This window comes from Sphingobium jiangsuense, from assembly GCF_014196495.1.
Lineage (GTDB): Bacteria > Pseudomonadota > Alphaproteobacteria > Sphingomonadales > Sphingomonadaceae > Sphingobium > Sphingobium jiangsuense.
Genome location: NZ_JACIDT010000002.1, coordinates 115,960 through 139,801, shown reverse-complemented (window position 1 = coordinate 139,801; position 23,842 = coordinate 115,960). Strand labels below are relative to the sequence as shown.

20 protein-coding genes are annotated in these 23,842 nt (G+C 66.2%); 4 read left to right on the top strand and 16 right to left on the bottom strand.

The window, feature by feature from the left end; all coding sequences use genetic code 11:
- Positions 1-72: 72 nt before the first annotated feature.
- The 3 genes from gltX to GGR43_RS03030 all read left to right on the top strand — a co-directional run bounded on the left by gltX (position 73) and on the right by GGR43_RS03030 (position 3,765).
- The gene (gltX, locus tag GGR43_RS03040) at positions 73-1,509 is read left to right on the top strand and encodes a glutamate--tRNA ligase (RefSeq protein WP_188070478.1); all 1,437 of its coding nucleotides are present in this window, start codon (positions 73-75) and stop codon (positions 1,507-1,509) included.
- Positions 1,510-1,549: 40 nt separating this feature from the next.
- On the top strand, positions 1,550-2,836 hold the full coding sequence (locus GGR43_RS03035) for a citrate synthase (protein ID WP_188070477.1): 1,287 nt from the start codon (positions 1,550-1,552) through the stop codon (positions 2,834-2,836).
- A gap of 389 nt (positions 2,837-3,225) precedes the next feature.
- Positions 3,226-3,765, top strand: coding sequence for a TIGR00645 family protein (locus GGR43_RS03030; RefSeq protein WP_188070476.1), 540 nt, complete (start codon positions 3,226-3,228; stop codon positions 3,763-3,765).
- Positions 3,766-3,784: 19 nt separating this feature from the next.
- Here the strand turns inward: GGR43_RS03030 and GGR43_RS03025 are convergent, their stop codons facing one another.
- The 4 genes from GGR43_RS03025 to GGR43_RS03010 all read right to left on the bottom strand — a co-directional run bounded on the left by GGR43_RS03025 (position 3,785) and on the right by GGR43_RS03010 (position 8,174).
- Positions 3,785-5,200 (bottom strand): sensor histidine kinase, encoded by a 1,416-nt coding sequence (locus tag GGR43_RS03025; protein ID WP_188070475.1) that lies wholly within the window; start codon positions 5,198-5,200, stop codon positions 3,785-3,787.
- Complete coding sequence (locus GGR43_RS03020) at positions 5,190-6,284, bottom strand: hypothetical protein (RefSeq protein ID WP_188070474.1); 1,095 nt, start codon at positions 6,282-6,284, stop codon at positions 5,190-5,192. The genes GGR43_RS03025 and GGR43_RS03020 overlap by 11 nt, the downstream gene beginning before the upstream one ends.
- Before the next feature lie 289 nt (positions 6,285-6,573).
- Positions 6,574-7,725 (bottom strand): hypothetical protein, encoded by a 1,152-nt coding sequence (locus GGR43_RS03015; protein WP_188070473.1) that lies wholly within the window; start codon positions 7,723-7,725, stop codon positions 6,574-6,576.
- Positions 7,726-7,871: 146 nt separating this feature from the next.
- Entirely contained in the window at positions 7,872-8,174 is a 303-nt protein-coding gene (locus GGR43_RS03010; RefSeq protein WP_188070472.1) for an Hpt domain-containing protein, read from the bottom strand.
- An 83-nt stretch (positions 8,175-8,257) separates the two neighbouring features.
- Between GGR43_RS03010 and GGR43_RS03005 the strand changes: the two genes are divergently transcribed.
- Positions 8,258-10,597 (top strand): coiled-coil domain-containing protein, encoded by a 2,340-nt coding sequence (locus tag GGR43_RS03005; protein ID WP_188070471.1) that lies wholly within the window; start codon positions 8,258-8,260, stop codon positions 10,595-10,597.
- A 123-nt stretch (positions 10,598-10,720) separates the two neighbouring features.
- Here the strand turns inward: GGR43_RS03005 and GGR43_RS03000 are convergent, their stop codons facing one another.
- The 12 genes from GGR43_RS03000 to nuoG are packed head-to-tail and all read right to left on the bottom strand — an operon-like array spanning position 10,721 to position 23,841.
- Complete coding sequence (locus tag GGR43_RS03000; protein ID WP_188070470.1) at positions 10,721-10,993, bottom strand: DUF1467 family protein; 273 nt, start codon at positions 10,991-10,993, stop codon at positions 10,721-10,723.
- A 25-nt stretch (positions 10,994-11,018) separates the two neighbouring features.
- Complete coding sequence (locus GGR43_RS02995) at positions 11,019-12,656, bottom strand: ribonuclease J (protein ID WP_188070469.1); 1,638 nt, start codon at positions 12,654-12,656, stop codon at positions 11,019-11,021.
- Complete coding sequence (locus tag GGR43_RS02990) at positions 12,656-13,453, bottom strand: type III pantothenate kinase (protein ID WP_188070468.1); 798 nt, start codon at positions 13,451-13,453, stop codon at positions 12,656-12,658. Before GGR43_RS02990 ends, GGR43_RS02995 begins: the two co-directional genes overlap by 1 nt.
- A gap of 23 nt (positions 13,454-13,476) precedes the next feature.
- Positions 13,477-14,184: a biotin--[acetyl-CoA-carboxylase] ligase gene (locus GGR43_RS02985; protein WP_188070813.1), complete on the bottom strand. Its 708-nt coding sequence runs from the start codon at positions 14,182-14,184 to the stop codon at positions 13,477-13,479.
- Positions 14,185-14,224: 40 nt separating this feature from the next.
- On the bottom strand, positions 14,225-15,661 hold the full coding sequence (nuoN, locus tag GGR43_RS02980) for an NADH-quinone oxidoreductase subunit NuoN (RefSeq protein WP_188070467.1): 1,437 nt from the start codon (positions 15,659-15,661) through the stop codon (positions 14,225-14,227).
- Positions 15,661-17,268, bottom strand: a complete 1,608-nt coding sequence (locus GGR43_RS02975; RefSeq protein ID WP_188070466.1) for an NADH-quinone oxidoreductase subunit M — start codon at positions 17,266-17,268, stop codon at positions 15,661-15,663. The genes nuoN and GGR43_RS02975 overlap by 1 nt, the downstream gene beginning before the upstream one ends.
- Positions 17,268-19,352, bottom strand: coding sequence for an NADH-quinone oxidoreductase subunit L (nuoL, locus tag GGR43_RS02970; protein WP_188070465.1), 2,085 nt, complete (start codon positions 19,350-19,352; stop codon positions 17,268-17,270). Before nuoL ends, GGR43_RS02975 begins: the two co-directional genes overlap by 1 nt.
- 8 nt (positions 19,353-19,360) lie before the next feature.
- On the bottom strand, positions 19,361-19,666 hold the full coding sequence (nuoK, locus tag GGR43_RS02965) for an NADH-quinone oxidoreductase subunit NuoK (RefSeq protein ID WP_188070464.1): 306 nt from the start codon (positions 19,664-19,666) through the stop codon (positions 19,361-19,363).
- Positions 19,663-20,274: an NADH-quinone oxidoreductase subunit J gene (locus tag GGR43_RS02960; RefSeq protein WP_188070463.1), complete on the bottom strand. Its 612-nt coding sequence runs from the start codon at positions 20,272-20,274 to the stop codon at positions 19,663-19,665. Before GGR43_RS02960 ends, nuoK begins: the two co-directional genes overlap by 4 nt.
- Positions 20,275-20,303: 29 nt before the next feature.
- Positions 20,304-20,786, bottom strand: coding sequence for an NADH-quinone oxidoreductase subunit NuoI (gene nuoI, locus GGR43_RS02955; protein ID WP_188070462.1), 483 nt, complete (start codon positions 20,784-20,786; stop codon positions 20,304-20,306).
- Entirely contained in the window at positions 20,783-21,832 is a 1,050-nt protein-coding gene (gene nuoH, locus GGR43_RS02950) for an NADH-quinone oxidoreductase subunit NuoH (protein WP_188070461.1), read from the bottom strand. Before nuoH ends, nuoI begins: the two co-directional genes overlap by 4 nt.
- Complete coding sequence (gene nuoG, locus GGR43_RS02945; RefSeq protein ID WP_188070460.1) at positions 21,829-23,841, bottom strand: NADH-quinone oxidoreductase subunit NuoG; 2,013 nt, start codon at positions 23,839-23,841, stop codon at positions 21,829-21,831. Before nuoG ends, nuoH begins: the two co-directional genes overlap by 4 nt.
- Between the last annotated feature and the right edge of the window lies 1 nt (position 23,842).

Below are 23,842 nucleotides of genomic sequence, written 5' to 3'. Positions count from 1 at the left end.
GGGGGCGTGCGGCAACACCATGTTCCGGTTCGCCCGGTGCGAACCGATAGAAAATAGTCGGAGAATTTCTGGGTGAACGCAACCGGTGAAAAAAGAGCAGTCGTAACGCGTTTTGCTCCCTCCCCCACCGGATTTCTGCATATTGGCGGCGCGCGGACGGCTTTGTTCAACTGGCTCTTCGCCAAGCATCATGGCGGCCGCTACCTGCTCCGAATCGAGGATACGGACAGGACGCGCTCGACTCAACAGGCAATCGACGCGATTCTGGACGGGCTGGACTGGCTCGGCCTGGGGAGCGACGAGGAGCCGGTCTACCAGTTCGCCCGCGCCGCGCGCCATGCCGAGGTCGCGCACCAGTTGCTCGCTGGCGGCCACGCCTATAAATGCTTCGCCACGCCTGAGGAGCTGGCCGAGCTGCGCGAGGCGCAGCGCGCCGCGAAGCAGCCGATGCGCTATGACGGCCGCTGGCGCGATCGCGCGCCCGACGAGGCGCCCGAAGGCGCGCCCTATGTGATTCGCCTCAAGGCCCCGCGCGAAGGCGAGACGGTGATCGAGGATGCGGTGCAGGGCCGCGTCGTCGTCCGCAATGCGGAACTGGACGACATGATCCTGCTGCGCTCCGACGGCACGCCCACCTATATGCTGGCGGTGGTGGTCGACGATCAGGACATGGGCGTCACCCATGTGATCCGGGGCGACGACCATCTGAACAACGCCTTCCGCCAGCTCGGCATCATCCGCGCGATGGCCGAAATCGAGGGAGGCTGGGAAGAGCCGGTCTATGCGCATATCCCGCTGATCCACGGCGCGGACGGGGCGAAGCTTTCCAAGCGCCACGGCGCGCTGGGCGTCGATGCCTATCGCGACGAGATGGGATTGCTGCCCGAAGCGGTGGTCAATTATCTGCTGCGCCTCGGCTGGGGCCATGGCGACGAGGAGATCATCAGCCGCGAGCGCGCGGTCGAGCTGTTCGATCTGGCCGGCGTCGGCCGCTCCCCTGCCCGCTTCGACCTCAAGAAGCTGGAAAATCTCAACGGCCATTATATCCGCGAGGCCGACGATGCGCGCCTTGCCGCGCTGGTCGCGCCCCGCGTCGCGAAGCTGATCGGACGGGAGCTGGCGGAAGCCGACACGGCGTTGCTGCAACAGGCCATGCCCGCGCTGAAGCCGCGCGCCAGGACGCTGGACGAGATCGCCGACGGCGCGCTGTTCCTGTTCGCGCAGCGCCCGCTCGTTCCGGACGAAAAGGCGGGCGCGCTGCTGGACGAGGCGGGCCGGGCGCTGATCGCGTCCTGCGTGCAGGCGCTCGGCGCCGTCGGGCAATGGACGCCCGAGGCGATAGAGGATCCCATTCGCGGCGTTGCGGAAAGGGCCGGTCTCGGTTTGGGGAAAGTGGCGCAGCCCCTGCGTGCCGCCCTGACCGGCCGCACCACATCGCCGGGGATATTCGACGTTCTCTTCCTTTTGGGCAGGGAAGAGACATTGGCAAGATTATCGGACGCCGCATAGTCGCTGCGTGGCGTCCAGCGATCAACTTAGGGAGAAAACTATGGCAGACAGTTCGGCCAGGCTCGATATCGGTGGCACAGGCCACGACTATGCGGTGAAGGACGGTTCTGTCGGACCTCAGGTCATCGACATCCGCAAGCTCTATGCCGATACCGGCATGTTCACCTACGACCCCGGCTTCACCTCGACGGCAAGCTGCGAATCCGGCCTGACCTATATCGACGGGGACGAAGGCATATTGCTGCATCGCGGCTACCCCATCGACCAGCTGGCCGAGCAGTCCAGCTTCATGGAGGTGTCCTATCTGCTGCTGCGCGGCGAGCTGCCGTCCAAGGCGGAGCTGGAGGAGTTCACCCGCACGATCACGCGCCACACCATGGTGCATGAGCAGCTGACCACCTTCTATCGCGGCTTCCGTCGCGACGCGCACCCGATGGCGATCATGTGCGGCGTGGTGGGGGCGCTGTCGGCCTTCTATCACGATTCGACCGACATCAACGACCCGATGCAGCGGCGCATCGCCAGCCACCGCCTGATCGCGAAGATGCCGACGATCGCGGCGATGGCCTATAAATATTCGGTGGGCCAGCCCTTCGTCTATCCGCGCAACGACCTCAGCTACACCGGCAATTTCCTCAACATGACCTTCTCGGTCCCGGCGGAGGAATATGTGGTCGATCCGGTGATCGAGGATGCGATGGACAAGATCTTCATCCTCCACGCCGATCATGAGCAGAACGCGTCGACCTCGACCGTGCGCCTCGCAGGGTCCTCCGGCGCCAATCCGTTCGCGTGCATCGCGGCGGGCATCGCCTGCCTCTGGGGCCCGGCCCATGGCGGCGCGAACGAGGCCGCGCTCAACATGCTGCGCGAGATCGGCACGGTGGATCGCATCCCCGAATATATCGCCCGCGCGAAGAACAAGGACGATCCGTTCCGCCTGATGGGCTTCGGCCACCGCGTGTACAAGAATTACGATCCGCGCGCGAAGGTGATGCAGAAGACCGCGAACGAAGTGCTCACCAAGCTGGGCGTGACCGACCCGATCTTCGACGTCGCGCGCGAGCTGGAGCAGATCGCCCTCAACGATCCCTATTTCGTCGAGAAGAAGCTCTACCCGAACGTCGACTTCTATTCGGGCATCATCCTGTCGGCGATCGGATTCCCGACGGAGATGTTCACCGTGCTCTTCGCCCTGGCCCGCACCGTGGGCTGGGTCGCGCAGTGGAACGAGATGATCTCCGACCCCGCGCAGAAGATCGGCCGCCCGCGCCAGCTCTACACCGGCCCGACGCAGCGCGACTATGTGCCGGTCGACAAGCGCTGAGCTTTCCGGTCAAGATAACAAGGGAAAGGCGGGCCGCAGGGTCCGCCTTTTTCTTTTCGGCGGATGCCGGTTGAGACCATCAGGGAAAGTCGGCTTTGGGTGGGGAGCGGACGTCAGGCGTTGAAACGATGTTTCACGCGGAGGCGCGGAGACGCGGAGAAAAATATCGCGAAGCGTTCCTGTTCATACCGGCAGAGGTGGCATGGGGACAAAGAGCCTGCGGCTCAACCCCGCTCCGCGCCTCCGCGTCTCCGCGCCTCCGCGTGCTCAACATCTACTTGGCTGACCGTGTCAGCTATTGACCGAATCCCCTCCCGGCAGGGCAAGCCCACAACGCAGGCCATCCAATGGGGTGACAGCGGCCGCCTCGCCGCTTAAAGAACCGCCCCATGCAAGACGATCCGTTCAACCGACCCCTTCGCCCCCTGCCGCTGCTGATCTTCAGCTCGCGCTGGCTTCAGTTGCCGCTCTATCTCGGCCTCATCGCCGCGCAGTGCGTCTATGTGTTCCTGTTCCTCAAGGAACTTTCGCACCTCATCCTGCATGCCTTTGAATTCACCGAACAACAGATCATGCTGATGGTCCTCGGCCTGATCGACGTGGTGATGATCTCCAACCTGCTCATCATGGTGATCGTCGGCGGCTATGAGACTTTCGTCTCCCGCCTCGGCCTCGAAGGGCATCGGGACCAGCCCGAATGGCTGAGCCATGTCAATGCGGGGATTTTGAAGGTCAAGCTGGCGATGGCGATCATCGGCATCTCGTCCATCCACCTGCTGCGCACCTTCATCGAGGCGACCGCGCTCGGCACCGCCAACGCCCGCGTCACCGAACAGGGGGTGATGTGGCAGGCGATCATCCACGGCCTGTTCATCCTTTCGGCCATCGGCATCGCCTATGTCGACAGGATGACGCAGACCAAGCATTGAGCGGGCGCTACGCCTTCCCTCAACGCGTCGGCAATTGCAGTACGAAACGGGCGCCCTTCCCGGCCGGGCCGCCCTCGATGAGGATATCGCCCTGCATCGCGCGGGCGAGGCGGCGGGAGATATAAAGGCCGAGGCCGCTGCCCGCGACGTCGCTGCGGCCCAACCGCTCGAACTTGTCGAACACCCGCTCGCGGTCCTCCGGCGCGATGCCCGGCCCCTGGTCGGTGATCGACAGCATCGCCCGATCGCCCAGGCTTTCCGTGGCGATGCGGATGTCCGACCCTTCCGGCGAATAGCGGACGGCATTGGTCAGCAGGTTGACGATGATCTGCAACGCCCGGCGGAATTCTCCGACAGCGGGCGCCTGCTCCCCGGCTTTGGGCGTGCTGATGGTGATGCGGCGGTCCGCCGCCTTCACCCCGAGCAGGCCCGCCGCCCGGCGCGCCAGATCGGCGAGGTCGATATCCTCCCGCGCGACGGTGAAATTGACGCGATCGATCGCCTGCAGATCGGCCAGATCGTCGACCAGTTCCATCAGATGCCGTCCGGCCTCGGCGATATCGGCGGCATAGGCGGTATAGTCGCTGCGCAGCGGCCCCTCGATCTGGCCCCGGATGGTTTCGGCATTGGCGATGATGCGCCCCAGCGGCTGGCGCAGCGCAAGGTCGAGGCGGCGCCCGAAATCCGGCAGCGTGATGGCCTCGTCCGCCTCCTCGCCATCCCCCGCGCGCGCATCCTCATGCAGAGGGACGACTTGCGCGGGCACCCGCTCCTCCTTGCAGAAGGACAGCTTGCCGCGATAGCCGAGGAAGGAGCCGTCGGCATCGAACAGCGGATGACCGGAAAGATCGACCATCCGGCCTCCATCCCCGCACAGTCCTTTGCTCAGGCCGACCCTCAGCCCGAAAAAGGCCCGGCGCGCGGCGACTTCCATCGCCAGGCGCTTCATCCCGTCGCTCCCGCCGGTGAAGGCGGCGAAGAATTCGTCACCGGGCGCGGCGATCCCGGCCTCCGCCCCCAGATGGAGGAAGCGCATCTGCGCGTCGGTGCGCCATTCCGCCCCGTCGGGTGCCAGCGAAATCTGCGCCGCCCGCAACGCCGCGATCGAATCCGCGTCGGCATGGGGCGCTTCCTGCCATTCGGAAAATTCCAGCTCCACCCCGTCCTCGACCGGCTTCGCCCGGACCCAGAGGCGGATGTCATAGTCCTGCCCGCCGATCAGCAGCGGCCGCGCGATCAGCAGGCCCAGCCGCCGCGCCAGCCGCGCCACCGCCGCGACCTGCGGAATGGCGATGCGCCCATCCGGCTCGCCCCCGGCGGCGGCCTGCAACCGCAGCACCAGATCATCGGCGGCGAGGATATGATCCTGCGCGTCCAGCCGCGCCGTCACGACCGGCGCGTCCTTCCGCTCGAACGGGCCGCGCTCAGCAGTCATCGCCCGGTGGCCGGTTCCGCAGCGCGGACAGTTTTTCCCGGAAACGGAGGGACAGCCCTAGCGGAGCCACGGCCAGCGCCGCCTGCTCCCGCGACATGCGATCATATCCTTCCGCATATTCGATCAGCACCGAATCCTCTACTCCGCGCGCGATGCCCCTTCGCCCTAGCATGAGGCGGACGGCAACTTCACGCGGGAAATCGGCGGCGCGGCATATTTGGAACAGCAGATGCTCCGGCCCCTCGACGATCCGGCCGACCAGCGCGGCGTTCTCCATGCCGGTGCGGTCGGCGAGGATCGCCAGCAGCGCCAGCACCTGCCGGTGCCGCCCCAGCCAGAGCAGATGCTCCTCCCCCGCCCCCGTGCCACGCAGCCTGTGCGCGACGAGGGACGCCATGACGAAGGGCGCGGTCTGCTCGTCATGCCGGGCAAGCACCGCGCACCCGGCGCGATCGGCCAGCCGCACCATGTCGCCGAGCGGAAAGGCGCGGACCGGCGCCGCCGCATCGGCGAGCAGCGCCATGACCGTCCAGACCAGTTGCTCCATATCCTCGGCGGGCAGGTCGGCGACCATCGGCGCTTCGTCGGGCCGGTCGTCGCACCAGCGCCGCTCGGCCAGCGCCAGCGAGGCGAGGTCGCGGGCCAGGGCGGACGGAAACAGGCTTTCCGGCGGCTCGGCATTGCCGGGTGCGCCATCGGCAAGCTCTTCCTGCGTCATCAGACTGACCGCCGCGCGATCGCGGAAATGGGCGATAAGGCGGCCGCCCAGCAGATCCGGCCGCCGTTGCAGCGCCGCCCAGCCGACCGCTTCGGGCAGGGCCGCGACCAGCGCGCGCCCTTCCTCACCCGATAACACGAGTTGATCCCGCAATGCGACCTCGACCGCCGTCACGCAACCGCCGATATGCCGCCGCATGCGCGTCACCAGCGCGTCGCTCCAGCGCGCATCGTCGCCGCCGAAGCACCGCTCCAGCAGCAGCGAGGCCGGACGCGCGCCATTCTCCCGCACGCCCAGCAGCACAGGCGACAACGGCCAGCGCCCTTCGTCGGGGCGCCGGTGCGGGTGAGGCGGCATCTCGCTCATGCCATCCGGCTTATCCCGCCAGGGTAAATTATCGTTAAACCCGAAGATCTTTTTTGTGGTGGGCTTTTTCGGGGGCGGTCATGTCCCCCGCGAACACGGGCCTTGAAGGCCGGTTGGGGTGGTTAGTTGCCAATCCTCCCCCTGGGGGAGGGGGACCATGCGAAGCATGGTGGAGGGTACAGGCCGCCGAACGTTACGCTTGGGGATGATGCCCCTCCACCACCCCGCGGGCGGTCCCCTTCCCCGTACCGGGGAGGATCAGGTCCGTCACTGGCCGAATGCCGCCGGATCAGGCCGTCGCGGCGAGCCTGTCGGGCAGCAGCAGCAGCGCCGCCAGCGACGCGATGCCCAGCACTGCCGCAAGGGACAGGGCGGCGGGCAGCAGGCCGACGAGCAGCGCGGCGAGCAGCAGCAGCAGCACGCTGCCGGGCGTCACATAGGCCCATGCGGGCAGCGCCAGCCGGTCGCCCCGGTACAGCACCACCGCCGTGATCGCGGACAGCAGCGCGAGGTGCAGGCCGTCGGCATGCATGTCCGCCTCCACGCCGATCCACGCCACCCCGGCGAGCACCAGCGCATCGGGCAGCAGCCGGATCAGCGTCTTGCGCCCGGCCATGCGTCCCATGGTCGCAATATGTCCGGCGACGAGGTTCGCGGTCAGCGCGATCAGGAACAGGATGACCGCCGGAACCGTCCAGCCCGGCACCAGCAACGCCAGCCCCAGCCCGGCAATGCCCGCAGCGCCCAGCAGCAGGTGGCGCGGCGGTATCTGCAAGCGCAGCAGGCGCGGCGCGATCAGTTGCGCCACAGGCCCCAATATATAACGCTCCGCCCCTGCCTCGACGCCGCCCTTCGCCAGCGGCGCGACCAGCGCGCGGGCGACCAGATCGGCGGTTTCCTGCCGGTCGATCAGCGCGATCCGGCCCTCGGCGACCTCCGACTGAGGGATGACGACGCGGCGCGGCTGCCCCTGCACCGCCGCCCGCAGCAGGGTCAGCACCAGATCCCAGTCCCCGATCAGGTCGAGCGTGTTGAACAGCGTCTGCGGCGACAGGCGGGCGACGCCGGCCCAGCGATAATGGCTGTCGACCCGCTCCAGATGACCGGTCGCCGGGCCGTCATCGACCAGCAACAGCCCGTTCCCCTCCATCGAGGCGAGGTCCCGCACATGATCCTGATCGACCACCATCCCGTCGGCGAACAGCAATATGTCGCTGTTGCGCGGCAGTTGGCGCATCAGCGCGGGCATGTCGCGGATCAGGTGCACCTGTATGCCGTCGGCGATCAGCCGGTCCACCAGCCGCGACAGCTGGGGCGTGACCGCCTCCACCATGATGAACAATTCCCGCGCCCCGGCCCCGGTCGCCTGCCGCGCCTGATATTCGATCAGCGTCTGCGCGGCGAAGATGATCTGGCCGCGCAATATCTCGGGCCGATCCACGGAAGGAGCGCTTGCACAAAGAATCGCCGCCAAAGGCATGAAGGAACCCATGTTGATGGAACAGACCCTTCTCTTCGCAACATGAGGCGCGATATGCAAGTCGTTCGCAAGGTGCCGCCGCCGCGAGCCGCCCGCGCGGGGCTTTTTCAGCCCGCCGCCAGTTCGTCCAGCACGGCGCGCAGCCGCTTCAGCATCTTCGCATCGCCCGGACGCGCCTGCTCGGCCTCCTCGGCCAGCGCGATCATCGGCAGGATGCCGAAGCTGCCGCTCAGTCCCCGCAGCCGCCAGAGCGCCTGCTTCCAGGCCGCTTCGTCGCGGGCGCGCGACGCCATGTCGATCTGCCGGTCCGCGCTTTCGAGAAAGGCCCGGCGCAGATCGTGAATCAGCAACGGGTCGTCCCCCACCACGGCGGTCAGAGCCATATCCAGATTGCCAGCTTCGTAGGACATGGGCCCATCATAACCCGCAGAAGGTTAAGAGGCGGTTGCAAAATCGCATTTGCGGTTTCGGAAAAGCTGCTACACAATGGGCCATGAACAGGGAAAAGAATGTGGTCAGCCTGAAGCGCGAGGAAGAAATGGCGCAGCGTACCGCTCTGGAAGGCCATGAATTATTGCTGGATTCCAAAGTGGAAGCACCGCTGGACGCGGACGCCGAAGAATTGCTCGGCTATCAGGAAATCGACGTGGCCGACATGCCCCCGCCCGCGACCCAGCCGCTGCTGAAGGCGGGCCGGATCGCGCTGATCGCCGGAGCCGCGGGCTGGATCGGCTTTGCCCTATGGCTGCTCGCGCGGCGCGACTTCCGCCTGCCCGCCGTCGAGCAGATTCCCTATGCGGTGACACTGGTCGCGATCCCGCTGATCCTGCTCGCCGTCCTTTATCAATTGCTACTCCGCACCAGCATGGGCGAGGCGGACCGCTTCGCCCGGATCACGTCCCAGCTGCGCCGGGAAAGCGAGGCGCTGGACCTGCGGCTCGCCATCGTCAACCAGCAACTCGACACCGCGCGCGAAACCATGCGCGAACAGGCTAGCCTGCTCGAACAGTATGGCGCATCGGCCAGCCTCAACCTCGAAACGGCGGCGCGGACGATGACCCAGCATGCCCATAATTCCGCCAAGCAGGCGGAAATGGTGGAGCGGGCGGGCCTTTCCCTCGCCCATCAGTTCGGCCAGCTGGTCGAGGCGATGCCCCTGCTGGAAGAACGCGCGGATCGCGTCGCCTCCTCGCTCGATCAGGGCGGCAGCGCGCTGGCCGACAAGGTCGACCGGCTGGAGGCGAAGCTCGATTCCCTCTCCCGCCTGCTGGAGGACACCCGCTCCCGCACGATGAACGCGACGCAGAGCCTCGTCGCCCAGCTGATGCAGATCCAGGATGCGTCCCGCTCCGCCAGCGACGAGGTGACCGGCATGGCCGAGCTGAGCGCCAGCCGGATCGGCACGACGATCGAGCAGGCCCGCCGGGCGCTCGACGAGACCGGCACCGCGCTGGACACGCAGATGGCCGATCTCAGCCATCTGGTCGAGCGCTCCCGCACCGCGCTGGACGATATAGGCGGCGGAGCGGTCGCCGCCTATGGCGAGAGCATCGACCGCATCGAGGCGCGGCTGGGCGAGCTGGACCGGATGATCGGCGCGCAGAACGAGCTGCTGGCGAATATCGGCGACGAGCTGACCGGCCGGATCGACCGCGCGGGCGAGCGGTTCAGCCAGTTCGAGGCCGAAGGCGCGTCGGGCGCCGAGCGGCTGGCGACGACATTCGACCGGCTGACCCACCGCACCGCCCAGCTCGATGAGGCGCTGCAATCGGGCAACCGCACCGCCGAGGCGATGATCGCGCGGTCCGAGGCCTTGCTGGTGGCGCTCGACGCCAGCGTGCGGGAACTGGACGAAGGCCATCCCGCCGCCCTCGCCCGGCTCGACGAGCGCGTCGACCAGAGCCGCCGCCTGCTGATGGCCGTGGCGCCGGAGATAGAGCGGCTGGAGGCGATTTCCGCCGCGATATTGGGGCAGGCGAAGGACTCCGAACAGCTGCTCAGCGGCCAGAGCCAGAAGCTCGCCGCGTGGCTGGAAAGCGGCGAGCGCGCGCTGGTCGCCAACAAGGAACAGGTATCGGCGCTGCGCCTCGCGCTGGAGGCGGCGGATGCCGACGCGCGGCGGCTGGCCGACAGCTCCGGCCCGCAACTGGTCGCGACGCTGCTGCGCATTCGGGAAGCGGCGGATCAGGCGGGCGAGCGGGCGCGGCAGGCGCTCTCACGCGCCATCGCGCAGGCGACCGACGAGCTGGGCGAGGCCAGCGAGCAGGCGCTGTCGCAGCGGCTGGGCGACCAGTTCCAGGCCCGCATGGAGGAGATCAGCGCGGTCGCCGATCGCGCGGTGCAGGCCGCCCATGTCGCCTCCGACCGGCTCATGCGCCAGCTTCTCACCATCGCCGACACCACCGCCAGCATCGAGCAGCGCATCGCCGAGGCGGACGAAGCCGCCGAGAAACGGGACCGCGACAATTTCTCCAACCGCTCGGCGATCCTGATCGAATCGCTCAACAGCATCGCCATCGACGTGACGAAGCTGCTCGCACAGGAGGTTGGCGATGCGAGCTGGGCGGCCTATCTGAAGGGCGATCGCGGCGTGTTCACCCGGCGCGCGGTGTCGCTGCTCAACGCGGGCGAGGCGCGGTCGATCGGCCAGCTCTACGACGAGGACAGCCTGTTCCGCGACAATGTGAACCGCTACATCCACGATTTCGAGGCGATGCTGCGCACGGTGCTGGCCGCCCGCGAAGGCAGCTCGCTGGGCGTGACGCTGCTGTCCTCGGACATCGGCAAGCTCTATGTCGCGCTGGCGCAGGCGATCGACCGACTGCGGAACTGACCTGTCGTCCGCCGACCGTCAGCCCCACGACCGTCATGCCAGCGCGGGCTGGCATCGTTCCCGGCGGCGGAGGAACAAACCTCCCGAAATGCCAGCCTGCGCTGGCATGACGTCACAGGAAGGTCAGCGCCCCTTCCACGAGATGAAGTCGATATCCTCGGCCGTGATCCAGCCCTGCACATAATTGGCGTAGAACAGGCCGAACAGCACGAACGACAGCAGCGTCGCCCGCAGGAGGATGCGCCCCGGCCGGAAATTGCTCGGCGCGCTGGTCGCCTGCCCCGGCACCAGCGCCTCCCCCGTCTCGTCCGGCGTGCGCACGCCGATGGGCAGCAGCAGGAAGGCGCTCATGACCCAGAACAGGGCGTAGATGGCGATGATCGACGTGATTTTCATGGCGCCACCTTCCGCCGCCTGGCCATCAGATGTCAATGATGAGAACGTCGACCACCGGCTTTTTGCCGGTCCAGCGCGTCGCGGTCCGCCGCACGGCGAGGCGGACGCGCTCGCGCAGCGCCTCGACATCGCCATTGCCCGTCGCCACCGCCGCCGCGGCCTCGTCCTGCGCCTCGCTGAGGAACGCCTCGCGGTCCTCCTCCAGCGGCACGCCCTGCAGGCGCAGCACCGGCTTGCCCTTCAGCCGCCCGGCCCCGTCGCGCGCCACCGCGACGCTGATCTGGCCGTGCAGCGACAGCTTGCGCCGCTCGTTGATGGTCGCGCCGTCGGCGGGCAGGATCACGTCGCCGTCCAGCACCAGCCGCCCGGTCTGTTCATGCCCGATGATCTCAGGCGCGCCGGGGGCCAGGCGCACCACGTCGCCGTTGCGCTGCACCACCGCCCGCGCGATGCCGTGGGCGAGGCCGAGCCGCGCCTGCTCCATCATATGGCGGATCTCGCCATGGACGGGCAGCAGGATGTCGGGCCGGATCCAGTCGTACATCGCCTGAAGCTCCGGCCTGCCGGGGTGGCCGGAGACATGGACATGCGCCTGCCGCTCCGTCACCATGCGCACGCGGCGCGCGGCAAACGCGTTCTGCACGCGGCCGATCGCGATCTCGTTGCCGGGGATTTCCTTGGACGAGAACACGACCAGATCGCCCTCGTCCAGCTTGATCGGGTGCATGTCCTGCGCGATGCGGGCCAGCGCCGCGCGGTTTTCCCCCTGCCCGCCGGTCGCGACGATCAGCACCTCGCGCGGCGGCAGGTCCATCGCCAGATCCCAGTCGATCATCGGCGGCAGGTCACCCAGATAGCCGTTCGCCTTCGCCACCTGCACGATCCGGTCGAGCGAGCGCCCGGCGAGGCACAGGCGTCGCCCGGTCGCCTTCGCCACGTCGCCCAGCGTCTTGATGCGCGCCACGTTGGAGGCGAAGGTGGTGACGACCACCCGCCCCTTCGCGCCCTTCACCGTCTCCATCAGGCCGTCGCGCACATCCCCTTCCGATCCGCTGGCTTGCGGATTGAAGACATTGGTGCTGTCGCACACCAGCGCGAGCACGCCCTCGTCGCCGATCGCCCGCAGATCCGCCTCGCTGGCGGGGGCGCCGATCTGCGGCTGGGCGTCCAGCTTCCAGTCGCCGGTGTGGAAGATGCGGCCGAACGGCGTGTCGATCAGCACCGCATTGCCCTCGGCGATGGAATGGGCGAGCGGCACATAGCGAAAGCCGAATTCGCCCAGGCGGAACTCGCCGCCATTGTCGATGACGTTCAGCTCGACCTGATCGAGCAGCCCTTCCTCCTCCAGCTTGCCCGCGATGAGGCCCGCGGTGAACGGCGTCGCATAGAGCGGCACGCCGAGATCGGCGGCCAGATAGGGCACCGCGCCGATATGGTCCTCATGCCCGTGGGTCAGCACGATGCCCAGCAGATCCTCGCGCCGTTCCTCGATGAAGGCGAGGTCCGGCAACACCAGCTCGATGCCGGGATATTGCGGATCGGCGAAGGTCACGCCGAGGTCGACCATCACCCATTTGCCGCGACAGCCATAAAGATTCACATTCATGCCAATCTCTCCCGACCCGCCAAGGGCCAGGAAGAGAAGCTCGTCACCTGCCGTCATCAGTTCCGCAAACTCCGTGCATAGATCATCGCCAGTCCCTCGATCGTCAGATCGGGGGCGATGATGTCGAAAAGATCCGTATGTTCGTCGAACAATACGGCGAGGCCGCCGGTGGCGATAATCTTCACCGGGCGGCCGATCTGGCTGCGCAGCTTCTGCGCCAGCCCTTCCATCATCGCCACATAGCCCCAGAACACGCCGATGCGCATCTGTTCCTCCGTAGTGCGGCCGATGACCGAGGTGCTTTCCGGCGCCTCGATGGCGATGCGCGGCAGCTTCGCCGCCGCCGACACCAGCGCTTCGAGCGACAGGTTCAGGCCCGGCGCGATGATGCCGCCCTTATAGGCGCCCGCATAATCGACCACGTCGAAGGTGGTGGCGGTGCCGAAATCGACGACGAGAAGATCGCCCTCCGCCTTGCTGTGGGCGGCGATGGCGTTGACGACGCGGTCGGCGCCGACCGACTGCGGCTCCACCACGTCGAGCGCGATGCCCCAGCCGGCCTTGCCTTCGCCCGCGACCAGCGCGTCGACCTTGAAATATTTCGACGCCAGCACCTTCAGATTGTGCAGCGCGCGCGGGACGACGGTGGCGATGATGACCGCGTCCACATCGGTCATCCCATAGCCTTCCAGCATCAGCAGCTGATGGAGCCAGACCGCATATTCGTCCGCCGTGCGCCGCGCGTCCGTGGCGATGCGCCAGCGCGTCAATATGGTCGCGCCCTGCCCGTCCACCCCCGGATCGACCAGCGCGAAAACGATGTTGGTATTCCCGGCATCTATCGCCAGAAGCATCGACCCTCTCCCTGATGCATGCTTCAGATCAGAAACACGTCACCTGCGTGAATGACATCGCTGGACCCGTCCGCCAGGCGCAGGATCAGCGCCCCGTCCCGGTCCAGCGTCTCGAACGTCCCTTCGATCCGTTCCCCGTCGGGCAGCAGCACGGCGAGCGGCGTGCCCGGCGCATGGGCGCGGTCCTGCCAGGCGCGGGCAATGGGTTCGACCCCGAAACTGCGCCATTGTTCCACCTGCCGCGCGAAATGCCGGGCGATCGCCTCCAGCACGCGCTGCGCATCGGCCGTTTCCGCGCCCAGATCGCGCAGACTGGCCGCCTGCCGGTCGGGCAATGCGGGCGCGCCGGCCACATTGACGCCGATGCCGATGATGACGGCATCGCCCGCCCGTTCCAGCAGCATTCCGCACAGCTTGGCGCCGCCCGCCATGATATCGTTGGGCCATTTGATGGCGATGGCCTCCGCGCCGACGAAATCCGCCAGCGCCTCATGCACCGCCACCGCCACCGCCAGCGCCAGCGTCGGCGCGGGAGGATCGGCGGGGCGCAGGCGGATCAGGGTCGAGGCGTAGAGATTGCCTTCCTCGCCTTCCCATGGCCGCCCCATCCGGCCGCGCCCGGCGCTCTGGCGTCCGGCGCGAAGCCACAGGCCCTCCGCCGCACCCCCGGCCGCCAGCGCGCGCAGATCCGCGTTGGTCGATCCTGTTTCGGGCAGGAAACGGATCTCGATGGCCGGGCCGGCGGATTGGGACAGCGGCGGCACCTGCCGGTCAGAGCAACGCCGCGGCGGCGGCGGCGCTGACCTTGCCGAGGAACGGGTTGAGCAGATAGCCGAGCACAATCACCGCCGCGCCGACCGCCACCAAGCCATTTTCCAACGGGCTGCCGACCGGGGCATAGCCTTCCGCCGGTTCGTCGAAATAGATCGTCTTGATGATCTTCAGATAATAGAAGGCACCGATGACCGACCCGGCGATACCGAAGGCCGCGAGGCCCGCAAGGCCCGCGCCCACCGCCGCGTCGAACACCAGGAACTTCGCCCAGAAGCCGAAGAGCGGCGGAATGCCCGCGAGGCTGAACATGAAGATGGCGAAGGCGGCGGCCAGCCCCTTGCGGCTCTGCGACAGGCCCGCGAGGCTGGCGATATCCTCGACCGGATTGCCGTCGGCATCGCGCATCTGAAGGATGCAGTAGAAGCTGCCCATCGTCATCACCACATAGATGGCGAGATAGCTCAGCACCGCCGCGACGCCTTCGGGCGTGCCCGCCGCAAGGCCGACCAGCGCGAAACCGACATTGTTGATCGACGAATAGGCCATCAGGCGCTTGATGTTGGTCTGGCCGATCGCCGCGACCGCGCCGAAGAAGATCGACGCCAGCGCCAGGAAGATGATGATCTGCTGCCACGCGGTGAACGCGCTACCCATCGCCTCGATCGTGACGCGCACGAACAGCGCGACGGCGGCGACCTTCGGCGCGGTGGCGAAGAAAGCGGTCACCGGGGTCGGCGCGCCTTCATAGACATCCGGCGTCCACATGTGGAACGGCACCGCGCTGATCTTGAACGCCAGCCCCGCCAGCACGAACACCAGCCCGAACAGCTCCCCGTTCGACAGGCCGTCGGTCATCGCCGTGGCGATCCCGGCATAGCTGGTCGATCCGGTGAAACCGTAGAGCAGCGAAATGCCATAGAGCAGGATGCCGCTCGCCAGCGAGCCGAGCACGAAATATTTGAGGCCCGCCTCGGCCGAGCGCCCGTCCTGCCGCATGAAGCTGGCGAGCACATAGGAGGCAAGGCTGTTGAGTTCGAGGCCGATATAGAGCGTCAGCATGTCGCTCGCCGACACCATCAGGCCCATGCCCGCGACCGCGAACAGGATCAGCACCGGATATTCGGCGCGCACCGCCCGTCCGGTCGCGAAGAAGCGCGGCGCGACCACGATCGACAGCGCCGCCGTCGCGTAGATCAGCACCTTGGAGAAAGAGGAGAAGGCATCGGCGCGATAGAGGCCGTCGAAGGCGTCGCCGCCATGGCCCGCAATGCCGCACAGCGTGAGGCCCGCCGACACCAGCGCCGCGACCGCCAGCCAGCCGACGATGCGCGCGCTGGCATCTCCGCCGAACGCCGCGACCATCAGCAGCACCAGCCCCGAAGCGGTCAGGACCAGCTCCGGCGCCGTCATCAACAGGGAAGCCATATCCAACATCAGTGCGCCTCCCCGGCGTGTTCGGTTGTTGCGGAAGGTTCATGGGTGGCCGCGCCCTGCTCGCCATGCCCGGCCCCGTGGGCGCCATGGGTGGCGGGCGCGGCAGGCTTGCCGGCGGTCAGATGCGCGTCGCCCGGATGTTTCGCCGGCTCCATGCGCGCGACCACGGCGCGCACATCCGCCCGCATCGGCGCGAGGAAGCTTTCGGGATAGACGCCCATCCACAACACCGCCGCGGCGATCGGCGCGAGGATCGCGATCTCGCGGGCGTTGAGGTCCGGCATCGCGCGGACATCGTCCTTGGTCAGGTCGCCATAGCAGATGCGGCGATAGAGATAGAGCATATAGGCCGCGCCCAGGATGATGCCGGTGGTCGACACCAGCGCGACCCAGCTCGACGCCTGATAGACGCCCATCAGCGACAGGAACTCGCCGACGAAGTTGGACGTGCCCGGCAGGCCGACCGACGCCATGGTGAACAGCAGGAACAGCACCGCATATTTCGGCATGTTGATCGACAGGCCGCCATAACGGTCGATCTCGCGGGTGTGCAGGCGATCGTAGATCACGCCGACGCACAGGAACAGCGCGCCCGACACGAGGCCGTGGCCCAGCATCACCATCATCGCGCCCTCGATGCCCGCCTGGTTGAACGCGAACAGGCCGACGGTGACGATCGCCATGTGCGCGACCGAGGAATAGGCGATCAGCTTCTTCATGTCGTTCTGCACCAGCGCGACGAGGCTGGTATAGACCACCGCGACCATCGACAGGCCGTAGACCAGCCAGGCGAACTGCGCCGAGGCGTCCGGGAACATCGGCAGCGAGAAGCGGATGAAGCCGTAGCCGCCCATCTTCAGCAGCACGCCCGCCAGAATGACCGACCCGGCGGTCGGCGCCTGAACGTGCGCGTCGGGCAGCCAGGTGTGCACCGGCCACATCGGCATCTTCACCGCGAAGCTGGCGAAGAAGGCCAGCCACAGCCAGCTCTGCACCTTCGGGTCGAAATTATAGGCCATCAGCGTCGGAATGTCCGTGGTGCCCGCCTCGCGCGCCATCCACAGCATCGCGATCAGCATCAGCACCGACCCCAACAGCGTGTAGAGGAAGAATTTGTAGCTCGCGTAAATGCGGTTCACGCCGCCCCAGATGCCGATGATCAGATACATCGGAATGAGGCCCGCCTCGAAGAAGATGTAGAAGAGGAACAGGTCCTGCGCGGTGAACACGCCGATCATCAGCGTTTCCATGAACAGGAACGCCGCCATATATTCGCTGACCCGCTTCTGCACCGACTCCCAGCTCGCGAGGATGCAGATCGGCATCAGGAACACGGTGAGCGCGATCAGCATCAGCGCGATGCCGTCTATGCCCATCGCCCAGGCGAAGCGGCCGAAGATCGGCGCATATTCGGTGAACTGCCATTGCGGCGCGCTCGCGCCCTGATCGAAGCTGAGCCACAGCACGATGCCGAGCGCGAGATCGGCCAGCGTGATCGCCAGCGCGATGAGGCGCGCGGTCGCGGCGCTGCTCCACAGGCACGCGAGCGCCCCTGCCAGCGGCAGCGCCATCATCAGCGAAAGAATGGGAAAGCCGAGCTGATTCATTATCGTGTGATCGCCCATGTTATCGCCGCGGCGAGGCCGAGCAGCATCACCAGCGCGTAGGAATAGACATAACCGGACTGAAGCCTGCGGGTCACCTTGCCGCCCGCGACGACCAGAGCGGCGAGGCCGTTCGGGCCGAAGCGGTCGATGGTGCCCTCATCGCCCGCCTTCCAGAAGAAGCGGCCGATGGCGAAGGCCGGCTTGACGAAGACCGCGTTGTACAGTTCGTCGAAATACCATTTGTTGAGCAGGAACTGGTACAACACATAGAATTGCGCGGTGAACTTCGCCGGCCAGTCGGTATTCTTGATATAGGCGAGCCAGGCCACCAGCAGCCCCGTCGCCATCACCGCGAAGGGCGACCATTTCACCCACAGCGGCACTTCGTGGCTCGCATGCATCAGATGCTCGTCGAAGAACAGCGTGCTGGCATGCCAGAAATGCTCGCCGCCCTCGGCATCGATGAAGAAATGGTGGAAGGCGAAGCCAGCGAACACCGCGCCGACGGTCAGCACCACCAGCGGCAGCAGCATCACCCACGGGCTTTCATGCGGATGATAGCCCGCCGTGCCGGTGACCGGCGCATGATGGCCGCGCGCGTCATGCGCGTGGTCGTCATGAGTCGGCCCTTCGTCGGCAGGCGCGTCATGGGCATGATCGTCGTGACCATGGCCGTGCGTGTCATGCACCGCATGCTGGATATGCTCCGACCCCGCCCAGCGCGGCTGGCCGTAGAAGGTGAGGAACACGAGGCGCCAGCTGTAGAAGCTGGTCAGCAGCGCGGCCGTCACGCCGAGGAAGAAGGCGAAAGTGCCCGGCCCGCCTGCGGCAAAGGCCGATTCCAGGATTGAATCCTTCGAGAAGAAGCCCGCGAAGCCGAAAAGCGTGCCGGGAATGCCGACGCCGGTGATCGCCAGCGTGCCCGCCATCATCGTCCAGAAGGTGATCGGGATATGCCTGCGCAGCCCGCCATAATAGCGCATGTCCTGCTCATGATGCATCGCGTGGATGACAGAACCGGCGCCGAGGAACAGCAGCGCCTTGAAGAAGGCGTGCGTGAACAGGTGGAACATCGCCGCGCCATAGGCGCCGACGCCCGCCGCGAAGAACATGTAGCCGAGCTGCGAACAGGTCGAATAGGCAATGACCTTCTTGATGTCCTGCTGCGTCGTGCCCACCGTCGCCGCGAAGAAGCAGGTCGCCGCGCCGACATAGGTGACGACGTGCAGCGCCGTCTCGCTCACCTCGAACATCGGCGACAGGCGGCAGACCATGAACACGCCCGCGGTCACCATTGTCGCCGCGTGGATCAGCGCCGACACCGGGGTCGGGCCTTCCATCGCATCCGGCAACCAGGTGTGGAGGCCGAGCTGCGCCGACTTGCCCATCGCGCCGATGAACAGCAGCAGGCAGATCACCGTCATCGTCTCGAAGCGATAGCCGAGGAAGCCGATGGTCGATCCCGCCATGTTCGGCGCGGCCGCGAGGATTTCGGGAATCGAGATGGTGTCGAACACCAGATAGGTCGCGAAAATGCCCATCATGAAGCCGAGGTCGCCGACGCGGTTGACGACGAACGCCTTGATCGCCGCCGCATTGGCGCTGGGCTTGCGGAACCAGAAGCCGATGAGGAGATAGGAGGCGAGCCCCACCCCTTCCCAGCCGAAGAACATCTGGAGCAGGTTGTTCGCCGTCACCAGCATCAGCATCGCGAAGGTGAAGAGCGAAAGATAGGCGAAGAAGCGCGGCTGATCCGGGTCCTCGTCCATATAGCCCCAGCTGTAGAGGTGGACGAGCGCCGACACGCTGGTGATGACGACCAGCATCACCGCCGTCAGCGCATCGACCCGCAATTCCCACATCGCGTTGAAGCTGTCGCTGTTCAGCCACGTCATCACCGGGACGACGAAGCCTTCCTCATGCCCCCCCATCAGGAAGGAGATGAAGATCGGCCAGCTCAGCGCGCAGGAGATGAACAGCGCGCCGGTCGTCACGATCTTGGCCGGCACATTGCCCAGCGCCTTGTTGCCCAGCCCGGCGATGATCGCGGCCAGCAACGGCAGGAAAACGATTATCTGGATCATGCCTGCGCTCAGCCCTTCATCCGGTTGGCGTCGTCGACGGCGATGGTGCCGCGCGAACGGAAATAGATAACGAGGATCGCCAGACCGATCGCGGCTTCACCGGCCGCCACGGTCAGCACGAACATGCTGAACACCTGCCCGACCAGATCGCCGAGGAACGCGCTGAACGCCACCAGATTGATGTTCACGCTGAGCAGGATCAGCTCGATCGCCATCAGGATGACGATGATGTTCTTGCGGTTGATGAAGATGCCGAGCACGCCCATCACGAAGAGGATCGTGCTCACCACCAGATAATGTTGCAGGCCGATCACAGCTCTACCCCCTTGCCCACGGGCTGGGCGACATTGACGATGGCGTCTTGCGGGCGGCGCTGGTTCTGCCGCGCGATATTCTGGCCGCGCACGCCGCCGCGCGCCCGGTGGGTCAGCACGATGGCGCCGATCATCGCGACCAGCAGCACGATGCCGGCCGCCTCGAACAGGAAGATGTAGCGCGTATAGAGCAGCGCGCCGATCGCCTGCACATTGGGCATGTCGACAGGCGCCGGGGCCGCGCGCTGCGCCAGCTCGATCGGCCCGGCCGACCAGATGCCGACGCCCAGCAGGATCTCCGCCGCGAGGATGATCGCGACGAGGATGCCGAACGGCAGATAGCTGACGAAACCGGCGCGCAGCTCCGCATAATCGATGTTCAGCATCATCACGACGAAGAGGAACAGCACCGCGACCGCGCCGACATAGACGATGACGAGCAGCATCGCGATGAATTCGGCGCCGACGAGGATCATCAGCCCCGCCGCATTGAAGAAGGCGAGGATCAGCCACAGCACGCTGTGCACCGGGTTGCGCGCGAAGATCGTCAGCGCGCCCGACGCGATCATGATGCAGGCGAAAAGATAAAAGGCGAAGATATGGATCACTGGAGGTTCATCCCTTCTTGCGCGCCGCCTTAACGATAGGGCGCATCGGCGGCAAGATTAGCCGCGATCGCCCTCTCCCATTTATCGCCATTCTCAAGAAGCTTGGCCTTGTCATAGATCAGCTCCTCGCGCGTTTCGGTGGCAAATTCGAAATTCGGCCCTTCGACGACCGCGTCCACCGGGCAGGCTTCCTGGCAGAAGCCGCAATAGATGCACTTGGTCATGTCGATATCATAGCGTGTGGTGCGGCGGCTGCCGTCCTCGCGTGGCTGCGCCTCGATGGTGATCGCCTGCGCCGGGCAAATCGCCTCGCACAGCTTGCACGCGATGCAGCGCTCTTCCCCATTGGGATAGCGGCGCAGCGCATGCTCCCCCCGGAACCGCGGTGAAATCGGGTTCTTTTCGTAAGGGTAGTTGATCGTCGCCTTGGGCTTGAAGAAATATTTCAGCGTCAGGGCGTGCGCCTTCACGAACTCCCAAAGGGTGAAGGACTTGAGATAATAGGCGATCATGCGGCGCCTCCATAGCGCGTCAGCATCAGGAAGCCGGAAACGAGGAACACGAAGAACAGCGACACGGGAAGGAACACCTTCCAGCCCAGCCGCATCAGCTGGTCGTAGCGATAGCGCGGGACGGTGGCCTTCACCCAGCTGAAGACGAAGAAGAAAAAGAAAATCTTCGCGAACAGCCAGATGATGCCCGGCACCATGTAGAGCGGCGCCCAGTCGAACGGCGGCAGGTAACCGCCCCAGAACAGGATCGCATTGAGCGCGCACATCAGGATGACGTTCGCATATTCGCCCAGCCAGAACAGCGCGAAGGCCATGGACGAATATTCGGTCTGATAGCCCGCGACCAGTTCCGATTCCGCCTCGGTCAGGTCGAACGGCGCGCGCGCGGTTTCCGCCAGCGCCGAGATCAGGAACATGATCGCCATCGGGAAGAGCAGCGGGTTGAAGCCGTTGCCGTTCAAAAAGCCGTAATAGCCCTTCTGGCTCTCGACGATGGTGCCGAGGTTGAAGCTGCCCGCCCACAGCACGACCGAGATCAGGATGAAGCCGATCGAGACTTCATAGGAGATCATCTGCGCGCTGGCGCGCATCGCGGAGAAGAACGGATATTTGGAGTTGGACGCCCAGCCCGCCAGCACCACGCCATAGACGCCCAGCGAGCTGATCGCGAGGATGTAGAGCAGGCCGACATTGATGTCCGCCAGCACCACCCCCGCCTGGAACGGCAGCACCGCCCAGGACAGCAGCGCCACGGAGAAGGTGATGATCGGCGCCAGCAGGAACAGGCCCTTGTTGGCGGCGGCGGGGATGATGGTTTCCTGCAAAAAGACCTTCGCGCCGTCGGCGAAGCTTTGCAGCAGGCCGAAGGGGCCGACCACGTTCGGACCGCGCCGCAGCGCCATCGCCGCCCAGATCTTGCGGTCGACATAGATGATCATCGCGACGGCCAGCATCAGCGGCAGCGCGATCAGCAGGATGCCGATGATGGTCGACAGCAGCCATGCGCCTTCGAACGGAAGGCCGAGGGACTGGAAGAAGGCGGTCATTCCGCGGCCTCCGCAAACTCTTCACCATGGAGCAGTTCGGCCGAGCAGCGCTGCATCGTCGGGCTGGCGCGGCAAATGCTGTTGGTGAGGTAGAAATCCTTGATCGGATAGGAAAATTCGCCCGAAGCGCCGGTCGGCAGGCTCGGCGGCGCCCAGTCACAGGCGACCAGCCCCTCGCTCGCCAGCGCCGGGACATCGGCGAACATCCGCGCGCGCAGCTGCTCGAAGCTGTCGAACGGCAGCGTCTTGCCGAGCACCTGGGAAAGGGCGCGGAAGATCGACCAGTCCTCGCGCGCGTCACCGGGCGCGAACACCGCCTTCTCGCCCCGCTGCACCCGGCCTTCGAGGTTCACATAGGTTCCCGCCTTCTCGGCATAGCTCGCGCCGGGCAGGATCACGTCCGCCGCATGCGCGCCCTTGTCGCCATGATGGCCGACATAGACCTTGAAGCTGCCCGCGAAGGCCGAATAATCGACCTCGTCCGCGCCCAGCGAGAAGAGCAGCTTCGGCGCAGCAGCCGCCATCGCCCTGATGCCGCCGTCGGTCGCGAAGCCGAGCATCAGCCCGCCCATGCGCGCCGCCGCGAAATGCAGCACATTATAGCCGTTCCAGCCGTCCTTGATGAGGCCGAGCGTCTCGACCAGCGCGAGCGTGTCGCCATGCGCGCCATCCTTGGCCAGCACGCCGCCGCCGACGATCACCAGCGGACGCTGTGCGCCCTTGAACGCCTCGACCACCGCGTCCGGCAGCTTGCCGAGCAGCGACGCGTCATTGCCCAGCCATTCCGCCTTGTACGTAAGGTCGGTTTCCGGGCCGACGGCATAGACCTTCGCGCCCTTCTTGATCGCCTTGCGCACGCGGGTGTTCACCAGCGGCGCTTCCCAGCGCAGGTTGGTGCCGACCAGCAGGATGACGTCCGCCGTCTCGACGCCCGCGATGGTGCTGTTGAAATTCACCGCGGCGAGGTTCGACACGTCATAGGCAAGGCCGGTCTGCCGCCCTTCGAGCATCGTCCCGCCGAGCGCGCGCACCAGTTCGCGCGCCGCATACATTGTCTCGCAATCGAGCAGGTCGCCCGCGACCGCCGCGACCGAACTGCCCGCCTTCCCGGCCGCCTCGGCGACGGCGGCGAACGCCTCGTCCCAGCTGACCGGAACCAGCTTGCCGTCGCGCCGCACATAGGGCTTGTCCAGCCGCTTGCGCACCAGCGCGTCGACATGATGGCGGGTCTTGTCGCTCGCCCATTCCTCGTTCACGTCGTCGTTGACGCGCGGCAGCACGCGCAGCACCTGGCGGCCCCGGCTGTCGAGCCGGATATTGGTGCCGAGCGCATCCATCACGTCGATGGCGAAGGTCTTTTTCAGCTCCCACGGCCGCGCCTCGAACGCATAGGGGCGCGAGGTCAGCGCGCCGACCGGGCAGAGGTCGACCACATTGCCGGAAAGCTCGCTCTGCGCGGCATGTTCCAGATAGGTGGTGATCTGCATGTTCTCGCCGCGATAGATCGCGCCGATTTCCGGCACGCCCGCGACTTCCTCGGCGAAGCGCACGCAGCGGGTGCACTGGATGCAGCGGGTCATCACCGTCTTGACGATGGGCCCCATATATTTCTCGGTGACGGCGCGCTTGTTCTCGTGGAAGCGGCTGCCGCCCCGGCCATAGGCGACCGACTGGTCCTGAAGATCGCATTCGCCGCCCTGATCGCAGATCGGGCAGTCGAGCGGATGGTTGATGAGAAGAAATTCCATCACGCCTTCGCGCGCCTTCTTCACCATCTCGCTGTCGGTGCGGATTTCCTGCCCGTCGGCGGCCGGAAGCGCGCAGCTCGCCTGCGGCTTGGGCGGCCCCGGCTTCACCTCGACCAGGCACATGCGGCAATTGCCGGCGATGGAGAGCCGCTCATGATAGCAGAAGCGCGGAATCTCCTTGCCCGCCAGCTCGCACGCCTGAAGAACGGTGGCGCCCGCCGGGACCTCGATTTCCACGCCGTCGACTGTAACCTTAGGCATA

Excerpts from the sequence above, each read along its gene's own strand:
- GGR43_RS03025 (WP_188070475.1), bottom strand. The coding sequence starts at position 5,200 with ATGACTGCTGAGCGCGGCCCGTTCGAGCGGAAGGACGCGCCGGTCGTG.
- GGR43_RS03020 (WP_188070474.1), bottom strand. The coding sequence starts at position 6,284 with ATGAGCGAGATGCCGCCTCACCCGCACCGGCGCCCCGACGAAGGGCGC.
- GGR43_RS03005 (WP_188070471.1), top strand. The coding sequence starts at position 8,258 with ATGAACAGGGAAAAGAATGTGGTCAGCCTGAAGCGCGAGGAAGAAATG.
- nuoG (WP_188070460.1), bottom strand. The coding sequence starts at position 23,841 with ATGCCTAAGGTTACAGTCGACGGCGTGGAAATCGAGGTCCCGGCGGGC.
- nuoL (WP_188070465.1), bottom strand. The coding sequence starts at position 19,352 with ATGATCCAGATAATCGTTTTCCTGCCGTTGCTGGCCGCGATCATCGCC.
- GGR43_RS03035 (WP_188070477.1), top strand. The coding sequence starts at position 1,550 with ATGGCAGACAGTTCGGCCAGGCTCGATATCGGTGGCACAGGCCACGAC.
- nuoN (WP_188070467.1), bottom strand. The coding sequence starts at position 15,661 with ATGTTGGATATGGCTTCCCTGTTGATGACGGCGCCGGAGCTGGTCCTG.
- GGR43_RS03000 (WP_188070470.1), bottom strand. The coding sequence starts at position 10,993 with ATGAAAATCACGTCGATCATCGCCATCTACGCCCTGTTCTGGGTCATG.
- GGR43_RS02975 (WP_188070466.1), bottom strand. The coding sequence starts at position 17,268 with ATGAATCAGCTCGGCTTTCCCATTCTTTCGCTGATGATGGCGCTGCCG.
- nuoI (WP_188070462.1), bottom strand. The coding sequence starts at position 20,786 with ATGATCGCCTATTATCTCAAGTCCTTCACCCTTTGGGAGTTCGTGAAG.
- nuoH (WP_188070461.1), bottom strand. The coding sequence starts at position 21,832 with ATGACCGCCTTCTTCCAGTCCCTCGGCCTTCCGTTCGAAGGCGCATGG.
- GGR43_RS02995 (WP_188070469.1), bottom strand. The coding sequence starts at position 12,656 with ATGACGGCAGGTGACGAGCTTCTCTTCCTGGCCCTTGGCGGGTCGGGA.
- GGR43_RS02990 (WP_188070468.1), bottom strand. The coding sequence starts at position 13,453 with ATGCTTCTGGCGATAGATGCCGGGAATACCAACATCGTTTTCGCGCTG.
- GGR43_RS03030 (WP_188070476.1), top strand. The coding sequence starts at position 3,226 with ATGCAAGACGATCCGTTCAACCGACCCCTTCGCCCCCTGCCGCTGCTG.
- GGR43_RS03010 (WP_188070472.1), bottom strand. The coding sequence starts at position 8,174 with ATGTCCTACGAAGCTGGCAATCTGGATATGGCTCTGACCGCCGTGGTG.